This window comes from Evansella sp. AB-rgal1 (genome assembly GCF_041820985.1).
Taxonomy (GTDB): domain Bacteria; phylum Bacillota; class Bacilli; order Bacillales; family Salisediminibacteriaceae; genus Evansella.
Genome location: NZ_JBGUAU010000009.1, coordinates 54,522 through 75,986 on the forward strand (window position 1 = coordinate 54,522; position 21,465 = coordinate 75,986).

Here is a 21,465-nt window from a genome sequence, read left to right on the forward strand (position 1 = left end):
TTATTATCTCTATTCATTATTCTGAAACACCTTTTCTTGTCATGGCTCCCCAATCGTGTTTCCTTCGTAAAGCACTCCAAATACCTTCCATTCTCCAAATAACCGTTAAAGGTCTATACCAAAATGTTTCAGTGAATGCGTATAGAAAAAGCTTCACTAACTCCATTGGTTTAGGATATCTTCGGTAACCCCATTCCTCTAATAGAACAGCAGATATAGAGAATAGCGTACCATAAAGGAAGGCAACAGCAAACAGCAAAATAGCAATCTCTAAATGAATAAGAGAAAAGAGTATTCCAATAATAAAAATGATATAACCTAGAAACTCCACTACAGGTCCTAGCCATTCAACAAAAACATAATAAGGATAAGATATTGTTCCAATTCCCTTATACTTCGGATTGAACATCATTTTTCTATGTAGAAAAATGGTTTCGGTTAACCCTTGATGCCATCGTCTTCGCTGTTTTCGTAATATACTTATATCACTAGGAACTTCTGTCCAACAAACAGGATCAGCAATATATTCAATACGATCGGTGGAATTTGACTCTTTTAACAAGCGATGGAGTCTCACAATTAATTCCATATCTTCACCAACCGTTGAGGTGCGGTATCCTCCTGCCTTGATTACCCATTGTTTATGAAAAACACCGAAAGCTCCAGAAATAATAAGTAGCCAATTATATCTACTCATACTTATTCTTCCAATTAAAAAGGCTCTTAAGTAGTCAATTACTTGCATAATTACTAATGGGTTGTTAGGAAGTCTCACTTTCTCAATACTTCCCCGATTGATGCTGCAACCATTTGCAACCCTAATGGTTCCTCCGGTAACAATAACTTGGCCATTAGAATCTAAAATAGGTTTCATTGTTTTTATCAGAGCATTCCGTTCAATGATAGAGTCTGCATCCATTGCACAAAAGTATGGATATTTGGAAATATTAATTCCACAATTCAGGGAATCTGCTTTTCCTCCATTTTCTTTTCTTGCTAAGAACACAGATGGATTTGTTGTGGACTGGTAAAGTTCTAAAAGCTTTTTGCTTTCAATATGGTTACGTACTGCACGTTGACTCGGAACCATTTTATAGTGTTCAATCATCTTTTCAGAAGTTTTATCTTTTGACCCATCATCGATTACTAAGATTTCATATTCTGGATAGTTAATACTTAATAGTGATTGAACAGTAGGTACAATCCCCACTTCTTCATTATAAGCAGGTACAATAATAGAAAGTGGATAAGTATCAGAGCTTTCCATTACATCCTCAATAGGTTCATGTGGATCTAAATCTTTCTCCAACCAAATTTTTCGAATGCTAAGGAGGAAAAAAGCGGAGTATATAAAAATGATAATGAATAAATATAGAATGATTGCTATAGATGCTATAGAGAAGATGGTACTCCAAATATCATGCATTTCCGATTTCCCCCTTCTCTACCCATTGGTCTACAATCGCTGCTTTTGACCGTGGCAAGGATTCTCTCATATGTCCTAGAATAAACTCCCCATCCTCAAATTTACTTATTGCTTCAGAAGCTGAAAACTGTACCCACCATTCAGCATCATTTTTCACTAGATCAATGAGACTCTTTTTGAACCTATTTAAACGAAGATTACCAACTATTTTCGTAGCAATCATTCGCTCCGGCCAATGTGGAGACATAAGAAATTGGGTTAATTTATCAGGGTCAGACATATATTCATATTGTAAAATTGCCTTTAAAGCCTGAACTCTTAATTCTGAGTCTTCATGGAGAAGCAGTTTTTCCACAAAGGGATAATAAGCGAAATCTCGTTTTTCTCCAATCACTCCAAGTAAGCCGGAAAGAGCAGACACGGTTGATTGATTTGTTATCATTTCTGTTTGAAGTTGAAATAATAGTTCATTATACTTTCTAAATATTTCTTTATAGAATGAACTCGCCCCATTAGATATTCTGAATACATCTTTTACGATCCGCTCATCTTGTAATGTTGCTAATGTTCGAAAACGTTGCTTCATTTCTTCATCTAATATAATAGCCCCTTCTTTGTTTAGAGGCTCATAAACAAGATCACTTAAAGACTTCATATTAAAATCCTCAATGAAATAAAGAGCATTCATTCGGCTGCTCCATTTATTACTTTGAAGTAACCTCTGATATTTGTTTTTTAAAGTGAATTCAGCAAAATCGTTAATGCGAGCTAACGACGTCTCTAGGTTAACAAGGAGCGCATACTCATTTAATATCTCCTCTAATACTTCTAACTCAACTTCATTAGTCGTAACAATCATGTTATTGTCTCGTTTCTCTTGCACAAATTGGTCCACTAAAGGAATCAACTTTTCTTTTAACTCCTCTTTTTTTCTTACTATTCTGTTACGTTTTATTTTTGATACCAATAAGTACACCATGATAGAGCATTGAACTATCAGTAAAAAGAGAATTGCAATCAGGATTATACTGGTCATCGGTTCCATACCCTTCTCATTAAACGTTTCATTCTAGAGGAAAGCTCATTCATCTTAAATGGCTTAATAACATAATCATCTGCTCCAAGCTCTAGTGATCGAACTATTTCTTGCTCACTTTTTCTAGATGTAAGCATAAGGATTAAAACGTTATTATCTGAGTAGTTTTCTCTTAAAATTTTTAGTATTTCCATTCCATCCATTTTAGGCATGACCCCATCAAGTAAAAATAAGTATTTATGTGAAGGGTTATACCAATTAGAATGTAACAGCTCGTATCCATCTTTAAATTTCTGAATATGTGTTGACCAACCTCGTAATGATTCATTAGCAAAATGACGTGAAAGCATTTCACGAATGATAGGGTCATCATCAACAATCATAATGTTTAGTTTCCTGCTAACAACATTTTGATCACTAGGCTGATATGTCATCACTAAATTACGTCCATTGTTTTTTGCATTATAGAGGGCTGTATCTGCTTGTTGAACAATTTCATTTATTTCTTTTGTCGGATCGATTACTTCTGTCACACCTGCTGAAAAAGTGATAAAAAAGGAAGAGTTCCCATGAAACTTTTCATTAGATAACTCCATCTGTAGTCTTGTTAATACTTTGACTGCATTTTCCCTTTTTGTTCGAGGAAATATCATACAAAATTCTTCACCGCCATAACGAATCACTGTATCCCTATTTCTTTTATTTTTTAATAATATTGCAACAAATCGTTTTAACACTTCATCTCCAATAAGGTGACCATGCTCATCATTTACTTTCTTAAAATGATCAATATCTACCATCGCAAGGGAAAAAGGAACAGAATCTCTTGACATTTCATTGTACAATCCTTGAACTTCCAAATCTAAAAAGCGTCGATTATAAGCTCCTGTTAGTTCATCGACCATTAACGAATCCTCATGTTGTTGCCTGAAAGAAATGCGACTAGAGATAATTGCTGTTAAAATATCTAAATCCATATCATGCGAGTAAATATCGCTAATTCCTTTATGGTAGCATTGGATAAGTTGATCCTTGCTCTCCATTTCCGTAATAAGAACAATTGGAATAAGAGAAGATTGTGCTTTCTTAATAAATGGATTTTCCAGAAATGACGTGGAAAAGTTTTTCTCATTTATTAATATAAGATCAATACTTTCCGTGAAAATCCATTCCGTTGCTTTTTCCTCCGTTATGGCACTGAGGACCAAATACCCTTCTTCTTCAAATCTAGTCTTAAAATAATTTAATGAGTCGAGCTTTTGATCAATGATTAGGATGAATGTATTGGTTTTTGAATCATCTAAAGGTAGCTCTTGAAGTAAAGTATTTTCTTCCCCTATTCTTTGCACTGATGTGTCATCTATATCACCCGCTAACAGAGAAAGAAGAGTAATGAGCTTTTCATTCCAGCTTTCTGAAGACCACGTCTTCGTTGAATTACTATCTATTTTATGTAACAAGCGTTCTGCTTCAGTAGATAAATCATCTAATCCAATGGACCCTGCAGTTCCTCTAATTGTATGTAAAAATTGATACAGTTCTCTTTCTTCAATATATCCCCGCTCATTCCAATCATTAATTTTTTGTCCAATTTGTTTAATAAATTTTTCTTGATATTTAGATAAGCTACTCAATCCAAACTCCCCTTTATATTTCGAAATAGGGTTCCTATTTTCTTTCTTTACTATGTATTTACACATCTTCGTATTAGGATAAACCAATCCACGACCATCATCCTTCACAAAATAGTCGGGTACCTGGTCCCTGAACATTTTGTGAATTCTGTTGACTTAATTATACATTTTTTTACCTTTTTAGACATCTTTTTCACTAGTTTTAGACAAAAAAAACAACTAGGTGATAAATTATTTCATACTAGTTGTTTTATATAGCTTTGTAATTTATTTAGTTTTTATGCCTCTTTCCATGGACAAAATTAAACCTCGATTACTATAAAGAAGTTAACGATTTTCAAACATCGTCTTGCTCTGTTAAAATAATTGGTCCGTTCTTAGTAATAGCAATTGTATGCTCGTATTGAACAGATAAACTCCCATCTACCGTTCTAGCCGTCCATCCGTTATTATCCATTTTAGATGGCCAAAAACCTAGATTAATCATTGGTTCAATCGTGATAACCATCCCCTCTTTTAATCGTTTCCCTTTCCCTCTACTTCCGAAATGAGGAATATTAGGTTCTTCATGGATAGTTGGTCCAATTCCGTGACCCGCGAAGTCACGAACTATCCCGTAATTATAAGGAGCAACAATTTCTTCAATAGCTGCACCAATATCACCGATTCTATTACCATCCAAGGCTTCTTTAATACTTTGATAAAGAGCTTCCTTTGTAACCTCACATAGCTTCTTTGCTTCCTCTGAAATCTCGCCTACTGGATGTGTCCATGCTGAGTCAGCCAATGCACCGTTTAAATCTGCAACAAAATCTATAGTAACGACATCGCCGTTTTTTAAAGGCTCGTTCCTAGGAAAACCATGACAAATTTCATCATTTATAGAAGCACAAGTTGCGAATTCATAGCCTTGGTATCCTTTTTGTGCTGGTTTTGCACCATTTTTTAGTAAGTAATTTTCTACAAAGCTATCTATTTCCAGTGTAGTAATTCCTGGTTTTATTATTTTGGCAATCTCCTTGTGAATGCGAGCTACAAGTTTGCCTGCTTCATGCATCTGTTCAATTTCTCGTTCTGATTTTCGTTCAATCACAATATTTCTCTCCTTTCTCCCATACAATATCTGTAATTATTTTAACATGAATACTGTACTCATCTCGTTATCTAGCTTTCATTTCTAATATCATGTTAATCATTCTATTCATTCTTTGGCATTATTACACAAATAAATTTAATTGTTTTTAGTTGTACTTAGCATCGAGACTATTGAAAAATACTCGTATCATTATGCAGTTAAACTATATAAAAAATGATAGGGTGTATAAAAGGTTTTCCCTTTAACACACCCTAAAGTCAATCAACACATTTAATTCAAAATTCTGTTGGTATCTACATCCCTTACATTATCGAAATGTATCATCTCTTTATCTATTCTTACCTGCATTAACGTTTCATCAAAACGAAATAAATCACCATATATAATACGATCTGAATAGTCTAATTGTAATTGAACATCCTCCATGTAGTGGGAACAAGGGTTTTCACCATCCAGGTCAAAAGGTTCACCAGTTTCCTTTGAATAACAAGTATTTCTTGTGTAGATTGCATCTTTCGTAATAAAAGATCCATTACGTAAAATTACTAGTTCCTCTCTTTCTTTGGAAAATAAATTTTTCCCAAAAATCATTTGACTCTCCATTTCTATTCCAAGAAGGTATAGCAGTGTTGGGCGAATATCTATCTGCCCTCCAACAGAAGAGATTTTTTTCCCTTCAAAGCCTGGGATGTGAATTATCATAGGCACCTGTTGTAATTGAACCTCTACGAATGGTGTTACTTCTTTTTGTAAGTATTGGCCCATTGCCTTGTTATGATTTTTAGAAATTCCATAATGATCTCCATATATAATGACTATAGAATCTTCGTATATTCCTGTTTCTTTTAATTGATCAAAAAAAATACGGATTGCTTCATCTGTATATCTTACTGTTGGGAAATATTGATTTAAAGTTTTACTATTTGAATCAAACTCATCAATGAATTTATCCTCGTCATCTAAATCAAAAGGAAAATGGTTCGTCAGCGTAATTAGTTTTGCATGGAAAGGCTTTGGCATTTCTACCATATGTTGAACGGACTGCTCCATAAAATCAATATCTTTTAATCCCCAACCAACGCTATTTTCTTCCGTAATCTCATAATAATCATCTGTATAGAATTTGTTATAACCTAATGTCTCGTACATAAGATCTCGATTCCAAAAACTACCCTTATTCGCATGTAAAGAAGCTGTAAAATAGCCATGCTCTACCATGATTTCAGGTAAAGAATAGTATTCATTGGTAGCATGTGTAAAAAATACTGAACCTCTCGATAGTGGATACAATGAGTTATCCACTAAAAACTCTGCATCTGCAGTTTTCCCTTGTGCAGTTTGATGATAAAATTCTTCAAAATAAAAACTATCTTTAATTAGTTCGTTTAGAAATGGTGTAATTTCTTCTCCATTTACTGTATTGTTAATAACAAAATTTTGAACTGATTCCGCAGATATAAGAATAACATTCTTCCCTTTCCCCGCACCAAACAACTCAAATGTATCGTCTTGATCTACTATTGTTTCTTCGTCCATAAATTCAGTAATTTCGTCTAATTCATCAACACTTGCAAATACACGCTGCGCCCTAGTTGTCGTGTGTAAATATACATCATAAAGATGAAAATTATAAATCCCCACATTTTTCACAAGCAACTCCCTATCGAATGAACGGGTAAGTAGTTGAGGCCGCTCGATATTTGCTAGTCCTATATTTACAACAGCCAGAATGAGAAATAGTGAAAAATAAGGTACTAACTGCTTGAAAGAATATTTTGGGATAGCTTTTATTTGTTCTTTTTTCATCCAAAAAACCGCAACGAGTATGACAATATCAACAAAATAAATAATATCTTTCCATTCTACTAATGTAAGAATACTAGATTGTAAATCAGCCATATTGCTGCCCACTAATAATAAGGGAACTGTAATATAATCCGTAAATTCTCGGTGATAGACTCCGTTTACATACAAAACTATTGTGCATAGTAAACTAAAAAGCAGTACATAACTCCCTTGTCTTGAAGGTTTCCTTGTAAAAATCCATCCGAAAAATAACATCATAAATGGGATAGGATTCAGTAATAGAATAATAAACTGTAAAGGGTTTTCTAATGTAATATTGAAGTCTACGAATCCTACTACTATTGTTTTTATCCATAAAAAAAAGAATGCAAAAATAAAAATTGGCTTTTCTTTTGCAATTTTTTTTAGAACAGCCTTCATATATATTCCTCCGTTTTCACTTTCATATTTCCTGGTGATATTCATGCTTAATACTTTGACAATATAATAGACGTATTAGGAGCTGTAAATGTTTCATACTTTCGAAAATTACATCATAAGTCTTAGTGAAGAATTCTACAATAGGGATTTGTTCCCAATAAACTTTACTATAGTGGTTACTTTTCTTTCACTCACTTTAGCCCACTCGACTTCAACTAATAAGAAAAGCGCAAGACGCCCTTTCAGGACCGAAATGCAAATGTTCTGGACGATAAAAAGTGCTTTTTACTTTTTAATCGGCCAGGTTATTTGACACGAGGTCCTGGGGCCTGGAGCTAGACACCTTTTTAAGTTCAAAAATTTTATAAATTCTTATCCTTTCAAAAAGCCCCAAAGACATATTAAATGCCTTTTGGGGCTTTCAATTTACTTTATATTCTTTTCATACACTTTCAAATGTTGAAAAATGAGTCGAAGTAAAGGGGTTTCCACTCCACTTCTTTCTGCTAACAGTAAAAGAAAGCCTTGCAAGTGATCCGCTTCAATATTAGAGCCTTTTTCAATATCTCTTAACATAGAAGATTTCATGGAATCGTCTTGTTTATCAATAATGCTCATTTGTTTTTCTACGATTCCATCGGCAATTGGTGCCCCACTTGTTTCCATCGTCCAACGTATTTCTTCAAATAGTTGTTGGATATAAGTTCTTCCCTCAAGAGTATCACGTATTGGTCCAATTGGTGAACGCATTAACGATGTAATTCCTGATAATGTAGTGATAAACAAATATTTATGCCACATCTCTTGCTGGATATTATCACTTAATCGGAAAGTAGCTTTCGTACCAGAAAAAACTTCCTCTATTTCTTTTGCTCTTTCCGTTTTTTTACCATTCCACTCTCCGAAGACTACTTCATGGATCTTACTTGTTTGTACGATCGTTCCGTGATTATTTAATGTAGTCTCTATAAAACAAAGTCCACCATATACTTGGTTAGGAGAGAAATAAGCTTTCAACTCGTCCATATGTTCAATTCCATTTAATAAAGGAATAATTACCGTGTAATCTCTTACAAATGGTTCAATTGCTTTTATTGATTCTTCTAAGTGATATGCCTTCGAAGTAAGTAGTACAACATCATAGGGCTCATCTGGATCCGTTGCAACGATGGTTTTGGGAAACAAGTTCACGTCACCGTGGATGCTTCGAACAACAAGCCCATCTTTTTTTAATTGCTGTTTTCGTTTTTCCCTTACTAAAAAAGTTACATCTTCCCCTTTTTCTATTAAACGGCTACCAAAATATCCGCCAACTGCGCCGGCCCCTAGTATTAATATTTTCATTTTTGTACCCCTCTCCTCTTTCTCTGTTGATTAATTTCTACAGATTACGAAAAAATTCCTTTTTCATAATTCATCAAAAATATAGAATCTTGGTATTATTTAGTAGCTTATGTTAATAAAAATAACTATACTTATCGTACTAAGACACGAGGGGAAATATCATTTTTAGGAGGCGGAAATGTCATATACAAAGACAATACAGTTAACAAAAAATGTAAAAGTAAATGAAGGCTCACATATTCTTTATTTTTATGAGTCAGAAAAACAATATATAGAAAATGTAAAATCTTTCATATTAGCAGCCAAACACCTCCACCAAGATGTTATTTTTATTGATACACCAGCTCACTTTAAAATAGCTAAGGAACAACTTGGTGATGACATAACGAAATTAGAAGAAAACGGTACCTTTCGATATATTGATAATTTAGATTTTTATGAAGCATATGGAGATTTCCACTTCAGTAAAGTAGTAAATAACTTTAAAGAAGCCGTCGCAGGATATGAACCAAAGAAAAATACTGTACGAGTTTGGGGATTAGTGAACTGGAAAAACCAAGATAACATCCGTGAAAAACTGCAAACATACGAATGTGAGTGTGATATCGCTATAGGAGAAATTGGAGTTTTAACCGTTTGTGCATATAACAGTAATAACGTACCTGCATACATTCAAACAGATATGTTACGAAGTCACGAGTATTTTATGACAGATGATGACCTTGTTCTATCGTCACTCTACAAGCAATACAATGAAACAATTTTCCCAACCTTATCTGCCCAAACAGAAATTGAGACAGAGGTAGATTTTTACAAACAAAAGCTTGATTTCATTCATGTTGTTGCTCATGAAGTTCGTAATCCATTGACTGTTATTAAATCATTTGCTAGTTTATTAAAGACAGAAATAGATGATCCACGTGCACACGAGAAGCTACAATTAATTGAAGATTACTCCGATGCCATTGACCATGAAATTCATCATATCATTCAGACAGAACAAATGATTAGTATGGATAGTTTTTGGGAGAAAAAGAGAGTACAAGTTTCTACTATTCTTTCTGAAGCAATTAAAATCATGAAGACGAAGGCCAGAACACAAAATATTTCGTTAGAATACAAGATTTCCATAGACAACGATATACATGTACATGCGAATTTTATGGGTCTGAAATTAATAATTACAAACTTACTGAGTAACGCAATTAAATATAGTTCCGAACGGCAAATAGTTACCATCCTATGTTTTGAAAAACAAGGAAAACTTATAATAGAAGTTGTTGACCAAGGGATAGGAATGACAAAAGACCAGTTAAACAAGCTATTTAAAAAGTATCAAAAAATGAACGAGGAACATACAGGGCAAGGAATTGGGTTGTATATGGTTAATAAATTAGTCAACCATTTTCACGGTGACATCTCTGTTCAGAGTACACCTTGTAAAGGTACAACCGTTTCCATATCCCTTCCCATTATGAAGGAGGAAGATGAGTTTGAGTAAATTTTATGTGGAAAAACTAGATTTTCAACAACCACAGCTAATCGAAGAAAAGTTTCAACAATTAGTTAACACTACCATTGATTCTGTTGAGGAGATGGGATCATGGTTGCAAGAACAATCAAAACTATATGATGCTGTTGAAGAAGCCTTATCCGGCCACTATATTGACTTTCAATGTCAAAGTAATTCGGATGATGCAAAGGAAGCTTTTGATCATGATCAACGAATTATCATACCTATTTTTAAGAAGTATGAAGCAATCCTTGATGATAAATTCCTTTCAACACCAGTAAGTAGTAAGCTGAATCCTGACTTATACAAGCAATTTCTTATGAGTAAGAAAAATGCCAAAGAGCTTTTTCGAAAAGAAAATATTGACTTAGAAATTGAAGAAGATCGCTTAGCTACGAAATACTTTGAAATTACAGGTAGTTTAACAGTGGACTGGGATGGGGAAGAAAAAACATTAAGTCAGCTTCAAGAATACAACGAGGATAGCGATCGAAGTATTCGCGAAAAGGCTGCAACTCTTCGAATGGAAGCTTTCTCAACAAAACAAGAAGAGCTTCAAGATATCATGACACAATTAATCGAACTAAGACAAAGAAAAGCAGATAATTCTGGATTGCAAAACTACCGTGATTATATGTTTAAAAAATATGAACGATTTGATTATAGTCCAGAAGATTGCAAAACGTTAGCGACAGCTATTCAGAAGCATGTAAAGCCTTTAAAGGAAAAACTACAAAGAAAACACCAAGAGGAATTAAGTCTTGATACATATCGTCCTTGGGATCGAATGGCTGTACCAATTGGTGAAAAACCGTTAAAGCCTTTTGATACGATTGAAGAGTTAGTAGAGAAATCAGCTACCATATTTGATAAGCTTGATCCACGTTTTTCACAATTAATTAAAGAAATGAATTCTCGTGGAATGCTTGATCTAACGAGCCGAAAAGGAAAAGCTCCAGGAGGGTTTTGTTGTCCACTTCCTGTGTCTAATTTATCATTTATCTTTATGAACGCAGCAAACAGTCAATCTGACTTAGTTACGCTCATTCATGAGATGGGGCATTGTATTCATAATGATTTGAAGAGAATTCAACCATTAAGTAAGTACCGCGACACACCAATGGAATCTTCCGAACTAGCAAGTATGTCTATGGAATTATTGACGATGGACCAGTGGAACCTCTTTTATGAAAACGAGGAAGAACTTCTTCGAGCAAAGAGGGATCAACTGAAAGGAATTATCGACTTTTTACCTGCTGGAATAGTTGTGGATCAGTTTCAACATTGGATATATGAGAACCCCAATCATACTGCTACGGAACGAAATGATAAATACTTTGACATAGTACAATCATTAGACTCTAACGTAGTAGATTGGAGTGGATATGAAGAATGGGCGAAAAACAATTGGCTACCTATTCTCCACATTTTTGAAGTGCCGTTCTACTATATTGAATACGTCATCGCACAATTAGGTGCCGTTCAAATGTATAAGCAGTACAAAGAAAATCCAGAACTTGCATTGAGTAATTATAAAAAGGCTCTATCCTTAGGTAGCTCAAAGTCTTTGCCAGAAGTATATGCCGCAGCAGGAATTTCTTTTGATTTTTCAGAAGAAATGATACAAGAACTAATGGAATTTTTAGAAAAAGAGTTAGAACTATTAAATTAATAATAACTATGAAAACAGACGAAAGAACAAAAGGTTCTTTCGTCTGTTCCTTTATTAATAGTTATTAATTTTATATAAATTTAATATAGTATGATAAGATTAATATAAAATCTATTCTAGGGTGGGGAGTATATGTCCAATTTACCATTCGATTCAAATAACGTTATTTTGCTCGTTGCTATACTCCTGTTTCTCGGTGTTCTTACCACTAAATTTTCCTCTCGTTTCGGAGTTCCTGCCCTTGTATTGTTTATTGGTCTAGGTATATTCATGGGTAGTGACGTAACTGGACTCATATACTTTGATAACCCCAAAATTGCACAGGTAATAGGTATATTTGCACTTATTTTAATTTTGTTTGAGGGTGGTCTCCAAACAAAATGGGAAAACGTCCGTAAAGTGGCAGCACCATCACTAACATTGGCAACGGTTGGGGTATTGTTTACTGCTATTATCGTTGGAATATGTGCTAAATATATTATTGGTTTCTCGTGGATTGAGGCATTTTTGTTTGGCTCTATCGTAGGTTCCACGGATGCTGCCGCTGTTTTCAGTGTTTTAAGAGGAAAAAATATTAGACAAAATTTAGAAGGAACTCTTGAAGCTGAATCAGGCACGAACGACCCAATGGCTGTATTTTTAACTATTTCTTTTATCGGCTTCTATACTGCTGCAGAAATAAACACACTAAATCTCGTATTCTCTTTCTTTTGGCAAATGGGTGTGGGCTTAGTAATGGGATATGCCTTAGGCAAGCTAGCAATATATTCTATCAATAAAATCAATCTAGATTCAAGTGGTCTGTACCCTGTACTCGCATCAGCCTTTGCAATTATGGCATATAGTGTCACATCCATGGTTCAAGCAAGTGGGTTCTTAGCGGTTTATATAACCGCTCTCGTTATGGCCAATCACGATTTAACATATAAACAATCTATCTTTCGTTTTCATGAAGGGTTTGCATGGATGATGCAAATTGTCATGTTCGTTATCCTAGGACTCTTTGTTTTCCCAGGTCAATTACTAAATGTAACTATCATGCTTCAAGGTTTATTACTTTCCCTTATTTTAATTTTAGTGGCTAGACCTATTTCTGTGTTTCTTTCCTTGCATTTGTATCGCTATTCTTGGCGGGAAAAAGTCTTCTTGTCATGGGCAGGTCTTAGGGGAGCTGTTCCAATCGTATTAGCAACCTTCCCTATGTTAGCAGGGTTAGAAAATAGTCAACTCATTTTCAACCTTGTATTCTTTATCGTTGTAACATCCACCCTCTTACAAGGGTCCAGTATTCCTTTTATCGGGAAAAAATTAGGGTTAACTCAGCCAAGGAAAACAACTCCGGAACATGTTATTGAGTTGAACTCCATCGGTAAAGCGAATGCAGAAATGGTAGAGTTTTTTATCGATACCGAAAATGATAACATTGGAAAACGAATAGAAAAGTTAAAATTACCTCAAGGTGTATTAATTAATGCAATTATTCGAAACAAAGAATTAATCCCTCCACATGGGAAAACAAAAATACTCTCAGGAGATACATTATTTGTTTTAGTAAAAAAAGATAGAATCTCATCTGCTAAACAGGTAATTCTTGCTAAAAAGGATACTACAGACAAATCAACCTTGGAATCCCATTAATTTTCTAGGTCAGTACCTTAGCAATCTCCTAGTTATTTTGATATAATACAGCTATCATTTTAAGAATTAGTGAAAGGTAGTGTAGCAAATGGATATTTTTACAATTCCTGATCCATCCGAAGGCAATCTAGCATATGGATATATTATTTTAATCCTCGTATTTATTGCGGCCTCCTTCACGGTAAATAGATTGAAAAAAGCTACGAGACGCCAATCAGAGAAAAATGAACAGTCGTTGCCACAATATGAGCTTGGACAAGAAGAACCAAACAAAGAGAAATGATATTTCAAACATTCATATAAAAAGCGGCTGGAATATTGTTCCAGCCACTTTCTTAATTTACTTATTTCACCTCTACTATATCTGTCAAACGTTCTTTTATATCTAGATTTATTGTCTTTATATAGCCTGTAATACCAATTTCCGTTAAAATGGGTTGATCCTCTGTGGTTTTATCGAATCGAAGCATGTGTTCTACTGAAAACATCCTCGCATTATCTAATTCTTCCATTTTAAACATATATTCATAATCGTACATATTACCATGATCATCAACAATTGCAGGAAATACAGAAGCTGAAGAGTTTCTTCTCCCAAGATGATCCCATCCATCCAATTGTAATAATTCATACTCCCGATCTAGATCTAATTCTTCTTCGACGAAAACAGTGGTAAACTCATCATTCATATCTACCTCGGTTACGGTAATTGGATTATCCTTGTAATGAATTGTATAGGGTAGGTTCGAGCTGTCTACTGGGATTAACACATTATCAAAAACAGATACAGATGCTCTATCGAAAATTATCTCTATTTTTCTCAATTCTTCAAAAAAGATTGTGTCAAAGCTTGAGCCAGCGTTAGTCATTACTGTTCCAGAACTACCATTATAACTTGTTCCAAAATGGAATGGATTTTGCTTATACGTTCGACCATTTACCCTCAGTTCTCCGACATTAATATAGTCTATTACTTCTTCCTCTCCATAGTTAGATTCAAAATGATATAAAAGAACTGTATTTGTTGGCCCTACTAGTAAGGCCTTAAGGCGAATTTCACTGTCCATAATCTCTACTAATTGATTATTAAGATCATATTCCTTTACTGGATGTTTCGTAACTGGTACTTCAAAGGACCAAGATCCTTGTATTTCATGAACTGTAACATTAAACATATCATGCCAACTAAAGTCACTTTGCTCAGTATATTGCAATGTATCAATGGATAGCTGAATTTCCCCCTCTTCTACATCCAATGGGCTTAATACAATTCTCCCTCTAGACTCATACTCACTTTCTGAATGTAAATTCATATTAGAACTAACATACCTTGGATTCGATATTTCGTCATTAAACTCCCTATCCCATAATTGCTCCTTATTTTCAACTATTACTTTTTGAAAATCTAATTGATATCGTTCCTGTCTTTGTAAGTCCTCAATCTCATAATAAATAACTGTCTGCATCTCATCTGCAACAACCTCTGTTATTGTCATACGAACGTTATTGTCTTCCACCGATATATTTAGTCGTTCTCCATAGCCTTCTTCAATTAACTTCTCCAGAGCATCATATTCCTTGGATGTGTACGATTCCCACCAAGCTGGCACCTCTGTAAAACCATTCGTTGCAAGACCAGAAGCGATTAATAAAAATCCAATAATCGCTGCTACACTACTTACCCACCATACACTTAGATTCTTTCTCTTTTTACGCGTCGAGTTTTTCACCCGTTTTTCCACATTCTGAAAAAATTTGGGAGGCACATAAATTTGACTAGCTTCTTTTTTTATAAAAGCAACCGATTTTTTTAACTCTTGATATTCATTTGCACAGAAACTACAGTTTTCTATATGCTCTACTAACTCGTTTTTATCTTTCTCTATTAAATCACCATCTACATAGTTAACTAATAAGTCGCGACATGTTTGACAGTCCACTATAATCACCTGCCTCTTAGAATAGTTTACGAATTGCTTTCAATCCCCTATGAATTTTTGTTTTCACCGTATTTTCTTGCATTTTAACTATTTGGCCAATCTCCTTGTGCGTATATCCTGAAATGTACTTTAAGGTAATTAATTCTCTCGTATCATTATCTAGTTTTTCCATTACGTCCGATAATTCCAAGTTCGATACTTTCTCCCTTTCAGGTAATTCATTATCTGAATCTATCTTTTCCATCACTCGAGATCTCTTTTTCTCTCGAAGAATTTTCTTACATTCATTCAGAAATATACGAATAAACCATGTTTCAAAATAATGGTCCGTTTTTAATGTATAAATTTTTTCGTATGTAATTAAGATTGCATTATGAAGTGCATCCTCGATATCTAGTTGATTTTGCAAATACGACCAACCAATTCGATAAAGTTTCTCATTTCTAATTTCTATCCACTGGAGCAATAACGTCATTTCTTCTTTTTTTAATGATAAAACAACTTCTTCTTGTGAAATCTTAGCTAGCCCTACCATCACATTCATATACCCCTCCATTTTTCTTTTTCAATTAGATCATTTAAGATGCTCATTCGTTTCAACTTTTTAAACTAATTATGAAATTTATCGTTTTTTAACCAATGTAGGTCATTTGGAATTAACCTTATATATGAGATTAGAAACAACACCGAGTTAATTTCCGTAAGCACGAGAATTTCACTTGCTGCTTTCCATTTCCTTATTTCTAAAAGATTGTGTAATTTTCCTAAGTATGACATACGTCATTATTAAATATCACGTTTATCTTATATAATACTAAGAGTAACCATGTGAAGAAGTAATCAATGTTTATAGTTATGTGGATATAAATAAATGGAATATTCACTATGTGGGTTTAAACTAAGAATTCTTGAATAATATTGAAGGGAGATTTTAGACATGGCAGATACACATATTTTTTCCAAGGGTGAAGAAATTGCAAATTCCATTACTCACGGCTTAGGTGCCTTATTAAGTGTTGCAGGATTAGTACTTCTTATCGTGTTCTCCAGTATCCATGGTACTCCGTGGCATATTGTTAGCTTTACTCTATTCGGTATAACGATGGTGCTTTTGTATACCGCTTCTACTTTTGTACATGCACTACCGCGTGGAAAAGCGAAGGATGTATTTGAAATCTTGGATCATTCATCCATATACTTCTTTATCGCAGGAACATATACACCGTTTCTTTTTATCGTCGTACAAGGAACATTAGGCTGGACGTTATTTGGGGTTGTTTGGGGGCTTGCTATTGGAGGAACTATCTTTAAATGCTTCTTTGTAAAGAAGTTTTTAGTTACCTCTACCCTTTTATACGTTGTAATGGGTTGGTTAATTGTATTTGCTTGGACACCATTATCAGAGGGGTTACATCCAAATGGCATTTATCTACTCGTAGCAGGCGGACTTTGCTATACAATAGGGGCAATCTTTTATATGTGGCGTGGCTTCCAATATCATCATGCAGTATGGCATTTGTTTGTATTAGGTGGTACTGTTACGCATTTTTTTGCGATATTACTTTACGTTTTACCGATAGTATCATAAAAATGAGGGAATCAACACACGTTGATACCCTCTCTTTTTATTCACTTTAGTGCATCCGTCAATTGTGGAACTACTTGTTTTTTACGGGAAACTACTCCTGCAAGAGTTGCAGTATTGTTTTCCAACGTTACATTAAATGCTGTTTCCACTGCTTTCGCTTCTTTCCCTAAGGCAAGAGCAACAGAGTCGTTGTTTAAGATATCTGTAACTACTAGTACGAAGAGATCCAGCCCTTTGCTGTCTATAACAGAGGTAATTTCCCTTTCAAGATCACTTTGAAGCGCTAAAACTTCATTCACGTCTACCGCGTTCACTTGAGCGACTTCTACTTTGGAAGCCCCCATTTGGAATTCTTTCGCATCTAAGGAAATAAGCTCTGCTACTGTTTTATCACTTAGGTCTGCACCAGCTTTAAGCATATCTAACCCATATGCTTCACTATCTACTCCTGCAATTTCTGCTAGTTCTTTTGCTGCTGCTACATCTTCCTCTGTACATGTTGGTGATTTAAATAATAAAGAGTCTGAAATAATTGCAGATAGCATTAAACCAGCAACTTCTTTTTCAATTGTTACACCATTTTCTTTATACAGCTTGTTCAAAATTGTTGCTGTACAACCAACTGGTTCTGCACGATAGTACAAAGGATCACTTGTTTCAAAATTGGAAATACGGTGGTGGTCAATTACTTCTAATACACGAACATCTTTAATATCCGCTACACTTTGTTGAAATTCGTTATGATCCACTAAAATAACGTTGTTTGTTTCATTTGCTACTGTTGCAACAAGTCGTGGTGCATCCTGTTTAAAGAAATTTAATGCAAATTGTGTTTCTCCATTTACTTCCCCTAATCGCACTGGCTCACAATCTACGCCTAGTTTTTTCTTTAAGTCTGCATAGGCAATTGCGGAACAGATTGTATCTGTATCAGGATTTTTATGACCGAAAATAAGTACTTTTTCCACATTAATCACTCCTTCTTTATATTTCTACCATTTCGTTCAATTGAAATCAATAAATGAAACTAATTTTTTTAGGGGAAATGGATTTTTTTATGTCTATCCTGGAAATAAGTGATCTCAATTAGTTGTTAACTTATCATGTATTACTAACTTTGTTAGTAATTATTCCATTCGCTACGGTCCACTCCTTTCCTGTGGGGAGTTGCCGAGCCTCCTCACGACTCCGTCGCTGCGGTGTCTCGCCTTTACTCTACTTCCCACTGGAGTTCGTGGACCTGCGCTCATTCCATATAAAGTTAATAGTACTAATATACTTCATAACGTATTTTCATCCTTCATGGTGCAAATTCCACTTGCATGGGAGCCTACCCTCGAAAATACGTGTTGCTGAATGTCGCGCGGCCCCCTCTCCCGCGACATTTCAACTTGTTCTCCTTTTCCAAATGCAGCGACGACATGGTATATCACCAACTTAACTATAAATTTTGCTTAATTGCAAAGGTATTTCAGTTTCTTTAAAGAAGTATATAAATATAAATGATCGTTATGGAAAAACATGTTTCATAATATATTATATTAGGAAAAAACAAGTAGAGGGGGAATACAATGCAAGAAATAAAAGACACCATAAAAGAAGTTGTATTAGCAGTAATGCCGATTACACTGGTTGTTTTCATACTCCAATTTTCCATCCTTTGGCTACCAATAGAAGCTTTTGTGCAGTTCCTTGTAGGAGTTCTATTTGTTAGTGTTGGCCTTATTTTATTTTTGTTAGGAGTTCATATTGGACTACTTCCTGTAGGGGAGATGATCGGATCCGCTCTTCCAAAGACAGGCAAACTTTACCTGATACTATTTTTCGGCTTCCTACTAGGTTTTGTCGTTACTGTTGCTGAACCAGATGTACGTGTACTTGCACTTCAGGTGGATCAAGTTTCTGGAGGAGAAATTTCGAGAAACGTCTTAGTTTATTCTGTAGCATTAGGAGTTGGTATCTTTGTCCTTCTAGCAATGCTTCGTATTATTTTTAACATTAAAATAACGTATTTATTAATGGGTGGTTATGGTGTTGTATTTTTACTTGCATCATTTACACCTGCTAGCTTCATCCCAATTTCCTTTGATGCTGGAGGAGTTACAACGGGCCCAATGACAGTTCCATTTATTTTAGCTTTAGGCGTTGGTGTAGCGTCTGTAATTAGAGGAAAGACCTCTTCCACTGATAGTTTCGGCTTAGTGGCACTTGCCTCCATCGGACCAATTATAGCAGTCCTAATCTTGGGGGTGATTTACGGATGACTATTCATGTCTTCAAAGGCTTTGGCCACGTAATACAAGAGGTAACATTCGCATTAGTACCATTAATTATATTCTTTCTTATTTTCCAATTCTTCTTTTTAAAATTAGAAAAACAAAAACTTATCAATATAGGAAAAGGAATGGTACTAGCTTTCTTTGGATTAGCTTTTTTCTTACAAGGAGTGGAAGTAGGATTTTTTCCTGTTGGAACATTAATTGGTGAAAAGTTAGGAACGATTTCTTACCGTTGGATCCTTATTCCCATCGGCTTCGTATTCGGATTTGTAGCAACCTTTGCAGAACCGGCTGTAAGGATCTTGAATCATGAAGTAGAAAAAGTTTCTGGGGGGTATATCTCTCAAAAGATTATGTTATATACCCTTTCTATAGGAGTAGCGTTTTCAATAGCTATTTCCATGGTTAGAATATTAGTAGGCATACCTTTATGGTATTTCATTATCCCAGGTTATTCCATAGCCCTGCTTATGATGTTCTTTTCATCCAGGAGATTTACAGCAATTGCATTCGATTCAGGAGGAGTAGCTACAGGACCGATGACAGTGACCTTTATCTTAGCCATTGCAGTGGGAGTTGCGTCTGTAATAGAAGGAAGAGATCCACTTTTGGATGGATTTGGAATGATTGCTTTAGTTGCACTTTCACCAATCATCTCTGTTCTCACTCTTGGCTTATTATTTGAAGGAAAGGGGCGAGAACGTGATAGAAAGCATAGTAAATCTGAAACATAAATTACTTATTACCATCGTAAAAAAAGGACATGCAAAAAAAATTGTTAGTGCATCAAAAAAGGCTGGAGCTGAAGGGGGAACGATTTTATTTGGACGTGGAACAGGTGTTCATGAAAATAAAACATTTCTTGGAATTCCAGTAACTCCAGAAAAGGAAGTAATTATTACGATTGTAAAGAATGAATTAGTCAAAACTGTTACAAAAACAATTCAGGAAGAAGGAAAATTGAACAAGCCTGGAACTGGTCTCGCAATAGTTATTAACACTAAATTTATTTTTGGAATCAGTCACTTACTAGGTATAAAATTATCTTCTACGGAAGAAACCGCAGAAGGGGGAACATTAACAATGGAAGAACAACAGCCAGTTTTGTATGACTTGATCGTTACGATTGTGAATAAAGGTGACTCTGATAAAGTTGTGACAGCATCGAAGAAAGCTGGAGCCGAAGGAGGAACTATTCTGACAGGTAGAGGAACAGGTATACACGAACAAGCGAAATTTCTCAATATTATGATCGAGCCTGAAAAAGAAGTGGTATTAACATTAATAAATCGAGTAAAGACAAATGCTGTGCTAGAACAAATCAATGAGGATACGGAGTTAAACAAACCTGGAAAAGGGATTGCATTTGTCTTAGAAGTAGAAAAAACTATAGGTATTAATCATATCCTCAATCAAATAGTCAATGAAGAAGTTGGTGACACTGATGCCTAAAGTAGAGGAAGTATACAAGAAAATATCAAAATCCCCTTCACTAATTCTTGACACTTTCCCGACGAAGGATATAGGGAAGGAATTTCAGCAAATGAACCCTGTAAAACGGAGTATCTATGTTATTGACCAGACAGGAAAGCTAATGGGAATAATTACAATCAGAGACTTGTTAAAATCAATTTCCATTCAAAAAAACTTAACAAATAGTAGTTCATTTAAAAAAAGTTCCATTTATTATTCTGTGGCAGAGAATAGTTTTGCTAGAGATATTATGAGATCCCCCATCTTTGTTATGTTGGATGATCCACTAGAAGTAGCGTTACAAAGAATGATTCAACATGGGATAGAAGATATACCTGTTATAGATAAAGCAAACAAAGTGATTGGTGATTTAAATGCATATGAAATGATAACAGAACTTTAATACACTTATATATTTGTGACAGATTTGTGTCATTTTTACTGTACAGGAATATGTGCAATAATTTGTGGAAAAATATAACCCCGTGCACTTTTACTGTAGTAACTGAAAAAGCATACATCAACTTTTTAATACCTTTGATCTTGACTCTTTGTAAAACAACGTACTCAAACAGTACATATTTTTCATGCACATTGAAA

18 protein-coding genes are annotated in these 21,465 nt (G+C 34.7%); 9 read left to right on the forward strand and 9 right to left on the reverse strand.

Annotation, left to right across the window (positions count from 1 at the left end):
* Positions 1–16 precede the first annotated feature (16 nt).
* From ACERII_RS09360 to panE, 6 genes are all read right to left on the reverse strand, one after another.
* On the reverse strand, positions 17–1,426 hold the full coding sequence (locus ACERII_RS09360; RefSeq protein WP_373641813.1) for a glycosyltransferase family 2 protein: 1,410 nt from the start codon (positions 1,424–1,426) through the stop codon (positions 17–19).
* On the reverse strand, positions 1,419–2,462 hold the full coding sequence (locus ACERII_RS09365; RefSeq protein WP_373641815.1) for a HEAT repeat domain-containing protein: 1,044 nt from the start codon (positions 2,460–2,462) through the stop codon (positions 1,419–1,421). The genes ACERII_RS09360 and ACERII_RS09365 overlap by 8 nt, the downstream gene beginning before the upstream one ends.
* Positions 2,459–4,096 (reverse strand): diguanylate cyclase, encoded by a 1,638-nt coding sequence (locus ACERII_RS09370; protein WP_373641816.1) that lies wholly within the window; start codon positions 4,094–4,096, stop codon positions 2,459–2,461. The genes ACERII_RS09365 and ACERII_RS09370 overlap by 4 nt, the downstream gene beginning before the upstream one ends.
* Positions 4,097–4,433: 337 nt before the next feature.
* Entirely contained in the window at positions 4,434–5,189 is a 756-nt protein-coding gene (gene map / locus ACERII_RS09375; RefSeq protein WP_373641818.1) for a type I methionyl aminopeptidase, read from the reverse strand.
* Positions 5,190–5,462: 273 nt separating this feature from the next.
* On the reverse strand, positions 5,463–7,418 hold the full coding sequence (locus ACERII_RS09380) for an LTA synthase family protein (protein ID WP_373641819.1): 1,956 nt from the start codon (positions 7,416–7,418) through the stop codon (positions 5,463–5,465).
* Between the two features lie 426 nt (positions 7,419–7,844).
* Positions 7,845–8,762, reverse strand: a complete 918-nt coding sequence (gene panE / locus ACERII_RS09385) for a 2-dehydropantoate 2-reductase (protein ID WP_373641821.1) — start codon at positions 8,760–8,762, stop codon at positions 7,845–7,847.
* Positions 8,763–8,940: 178 nt separating this feature from the next.
* On the opposite strand from panE, the gene ACERII_RS09390 reads away from it, so the two are divergent.
* The 4 genes from ACERII_RS09390 (at position 8,941) to ACERII_RS09405 (ending at position 13,868) form a co-directional block, all read left to right on the forward strand.
* Complete coding sequence (locus ACERII_RS09390) at positions 8,941–10,263, forward strand: MEDS domain-containing protein (protein WP_373641822.1); 1,323 nt, start codon at positions 8,941–8,943, stop codon at positions 10,261–10,263.
* The gene (locus tag ACERII_RS09395; protein WP_373641823.1) at positions 10,256–11,947 is read left to right on the forward strand and encodes a M3 family oligoendopeptidase; all 1,692 of its coding nucleotides are present in this window, start codon (positions 10,256–10,258) and stop codon (positions 11,945–11,947) included. The genes ACERII_RS09390 and ACERII_RS09395 overlap by 8 nt, the downstream gene beginning before the upstream one ends.
* A 132-nt stretch (positions 11,948–12,079) precedes the next feature.
* Entirely contained in the window at positions 12,080–13,585 is a 1,506-nt protein-coding gene (locus tag ACERII_RS09400) for a potassium/proton antiporter (RefSeq protein WP_373641825.1), read from the forward strand.
* 88 nt (positions 13,586–13,673) lie between these two features.
* Entirely contained in the window at positions 13,674–13,868 is a 195-nt protein-coding gene (locus tag ACERII_RS09405; RefSeq protein ID WP_373641827.1) for a hypothetical protein, read from the forward strand.
* 61 nt (positions 13,869–13,929) lie between these two features.
* Here ACERII_RS09405 and ACERII_RS09410 read toward each other — a convergent pair whose 3' ends face one another.
* Complete coding sequence (locus tag ACERII_RS09410; RefSeq protein WP_373641829.1) at positions 13,930–15,525, reverse strand: DUF4179 domain-containing protein; 1,596 nt, start codon at positions 15,523–15,525, stop codon at positions 13,930–13,932.
* A 16-nt stretch (positions 15,526–15,541) separates the two neighbouring features.
* The gene (locus ACERII_RS09415) at positions 15,542–16,069 is read right to left on the reverse strand and encodes an RNA polymerase sigma factor (RefSeq protein WP_373641831.1); all 528 of its coding nucleotides are present in this window, start codon (positions 16,067–16,069) and stop codon (positions 15,542–15,544) included.
* A 393-nt stretch (positions 16,070–16,462) separates the two neighbouring features.
* Between ACERII_RS09415 and trhA the strand changes: the two genes are divergently transcribed.
* Complete coding sequence (gene trhA, locus ACERII_RS09420; RefSeq protein WP_373641832.1) at positions 16,463–17,113, forward strand: PAQR family membrane homeostasis protein TrhA; 651 nt, start codon at positions 16,463–16,465, stop codon at positions 17,111–17,113.
* A 41-nt stretch (positions 17,114–17,154) separates the two neighbouring features.
* On the opposite strand, the gene ACERII_RS09425 is transcribed toward trhA, so the two are convergent.
* A complete protein-coding gene (locus tag ACERII_RS09425; RefSeq protein WP_373641833.1) occupies positions 17,155–18,081 on the reverse strand; it encodes a manganese-dependent inorganic pyrophosphatase in 927 nt (308 codons plus the stop codon).
* Between the two features lie 603 nt (positions 18,082–18,684).
* Between ACERII_RS09425 and ACERII_RS09430 the strand changes: the two genes are divergently transcribed.
* From ACERII_RS09430 to ACERII_RS09445, 4 genes are read left to right on the forward strand one after another with little or no spacing between them, the layout of a single operon-like run.
* Positions 18,685–19,377, forward strand: a complete 693-nt coding sequence (locus tag ACERII_RS09430; protein WP_373641834.1) for a DUF1538 domain-containing protein — start codon at positions 18,685–18,687, stop codon at positions 19,375–19,377.
* A complete protein-coding gene (locus tag ACERII_RS09435) occupies positions 19,374–20,126 on the forward strand; it encodes a DUF1538 domain-containing protein (RefSeq protein WP_373641835.1) in 753 nt (250 codons plus the stop codon). Before ACERII_RS09430 ends, ACERII_RS09435 begins: the two co-directional genes overlap by 4 nt.
* Complete coding sequence (locus ACERII_RS09440) at positions 20,095–20,844, forward strand: P-II family nitrogen regulator (RefSeq protein WP_373641836.1); 750 nt, start codon at positions 20,095–20,097, stop codon at positions 20,842–20,844. Before ACERII_RS09435 ends, ACERII_RS09440 begins: the two co-directional genes overlap by 32 nt.
* Positions 20,837–21,268: a CBS domain-containing protein gene (locus tag ACERII_RS09445; RefSeq protein ID WP_373641837.1), complete on the forward strand. Its 432-nt coding sequence runs from the start codon at positions 20,837–20,839 to the stop codon at positions 21,266–21,268. The genes ACERII_RS09440 and ACERII_RS09445 overlap by 8 nt, the downstream gene beginning before the upstream one ends.
* Positions 21,269–21,465: the final 197 nt, after the last annotated feature.

What these genes read in the sequence shown, in the direction of transcription:
- ACERII_RS09360 (WP_373641813.1), bottom strand. Translation starts at nt 1,426, where the DNA reads ATGCATGATATTTGGAGTACCATCTTCTCTATAGCATCTATAGCAATC.
- ACERII_RS09365 (WP_373641815.1), bottom strand. Translation starts at nt 2,462, where the DNA reads ATGACCAGTATAATCCTGATTGCAATTCTCTTTTTACTGATAGTTCAA.
- ACERII_RS09380 (WP_373641819.1), bottom strand. Translation starts at nt 7,418, where the DNA reads ATGAAGGCTGTTCTAAAAAAAATTGCAAAAGAAAAGCCAATTTTTATT.
- panE (WP_373641821.1), bottom strand. Translation starts at nt 8,762, where the DNA reads ATGAAAATATTAATACTAGGGGCCGGCGCAGTTGGCGGATATTTTGGT.
- ACERII_RS09390 (WP_373641822.1), top strand. Translation starts at nt 8,941, where the DNA reads ATGTCATATACAAAGACAATACAGTTAACAAAAAATGTAAAAGTAAAT.
- ACERII_RS09400 (WP_373641825.1), top strand. Translation starts at nt 12,080, where the DNA reads ATGTCCAATTTACCATTCGATTCAAATAACGTTATTTTGCTCGTTGCT.
- ACERII_RS09405 (WP_373641827.1), top strand. Translation starts at nt 13,674, where the DNA reads ATGGATATTTTTACAATTCCTGATCCATCCGAAGGCAATCTAGCATAT.
- ACERII_RS09415 (WP_373641831.1), bottom strand. Translation starts at nt 16,069, where the DNA reads ATGAATGTGATGGTAGGGCTAGCTAAGATTTCACAAGAAGAAGTTGTT.
- trhA (WP_373641832.1), top strand. Translation starts at nt 16,463, where the DNA reads ATGGCAGATACACATATTTTTTCCAAGGGTGAAGAAATTGCAAATTCC.
- ACERII_RS09430 (WP_373641834.1), top strand. Translation starts at nt 18,685, where the DNA reads ATGCAAGAAATAAAAGACACCATAAAAGAAGTTGTATTAGCAGTAATG.
- ACERII_RS09435 (WP_373641835.1), top strand. Translation starts at nt 19,374, where the DNA reads ATGACTATTCATGTCTTCAAAGGCTTTGGCCACGTAATACAAGAGGTA.
- ACERII_RS09445 (WP_373641837.1), top strand. Translation starts at nt 20,837, where the DNA reads ATGCCTAAAGTAGAGGAAGTATACAAGAAAATATCAAAATCCCCTTCA.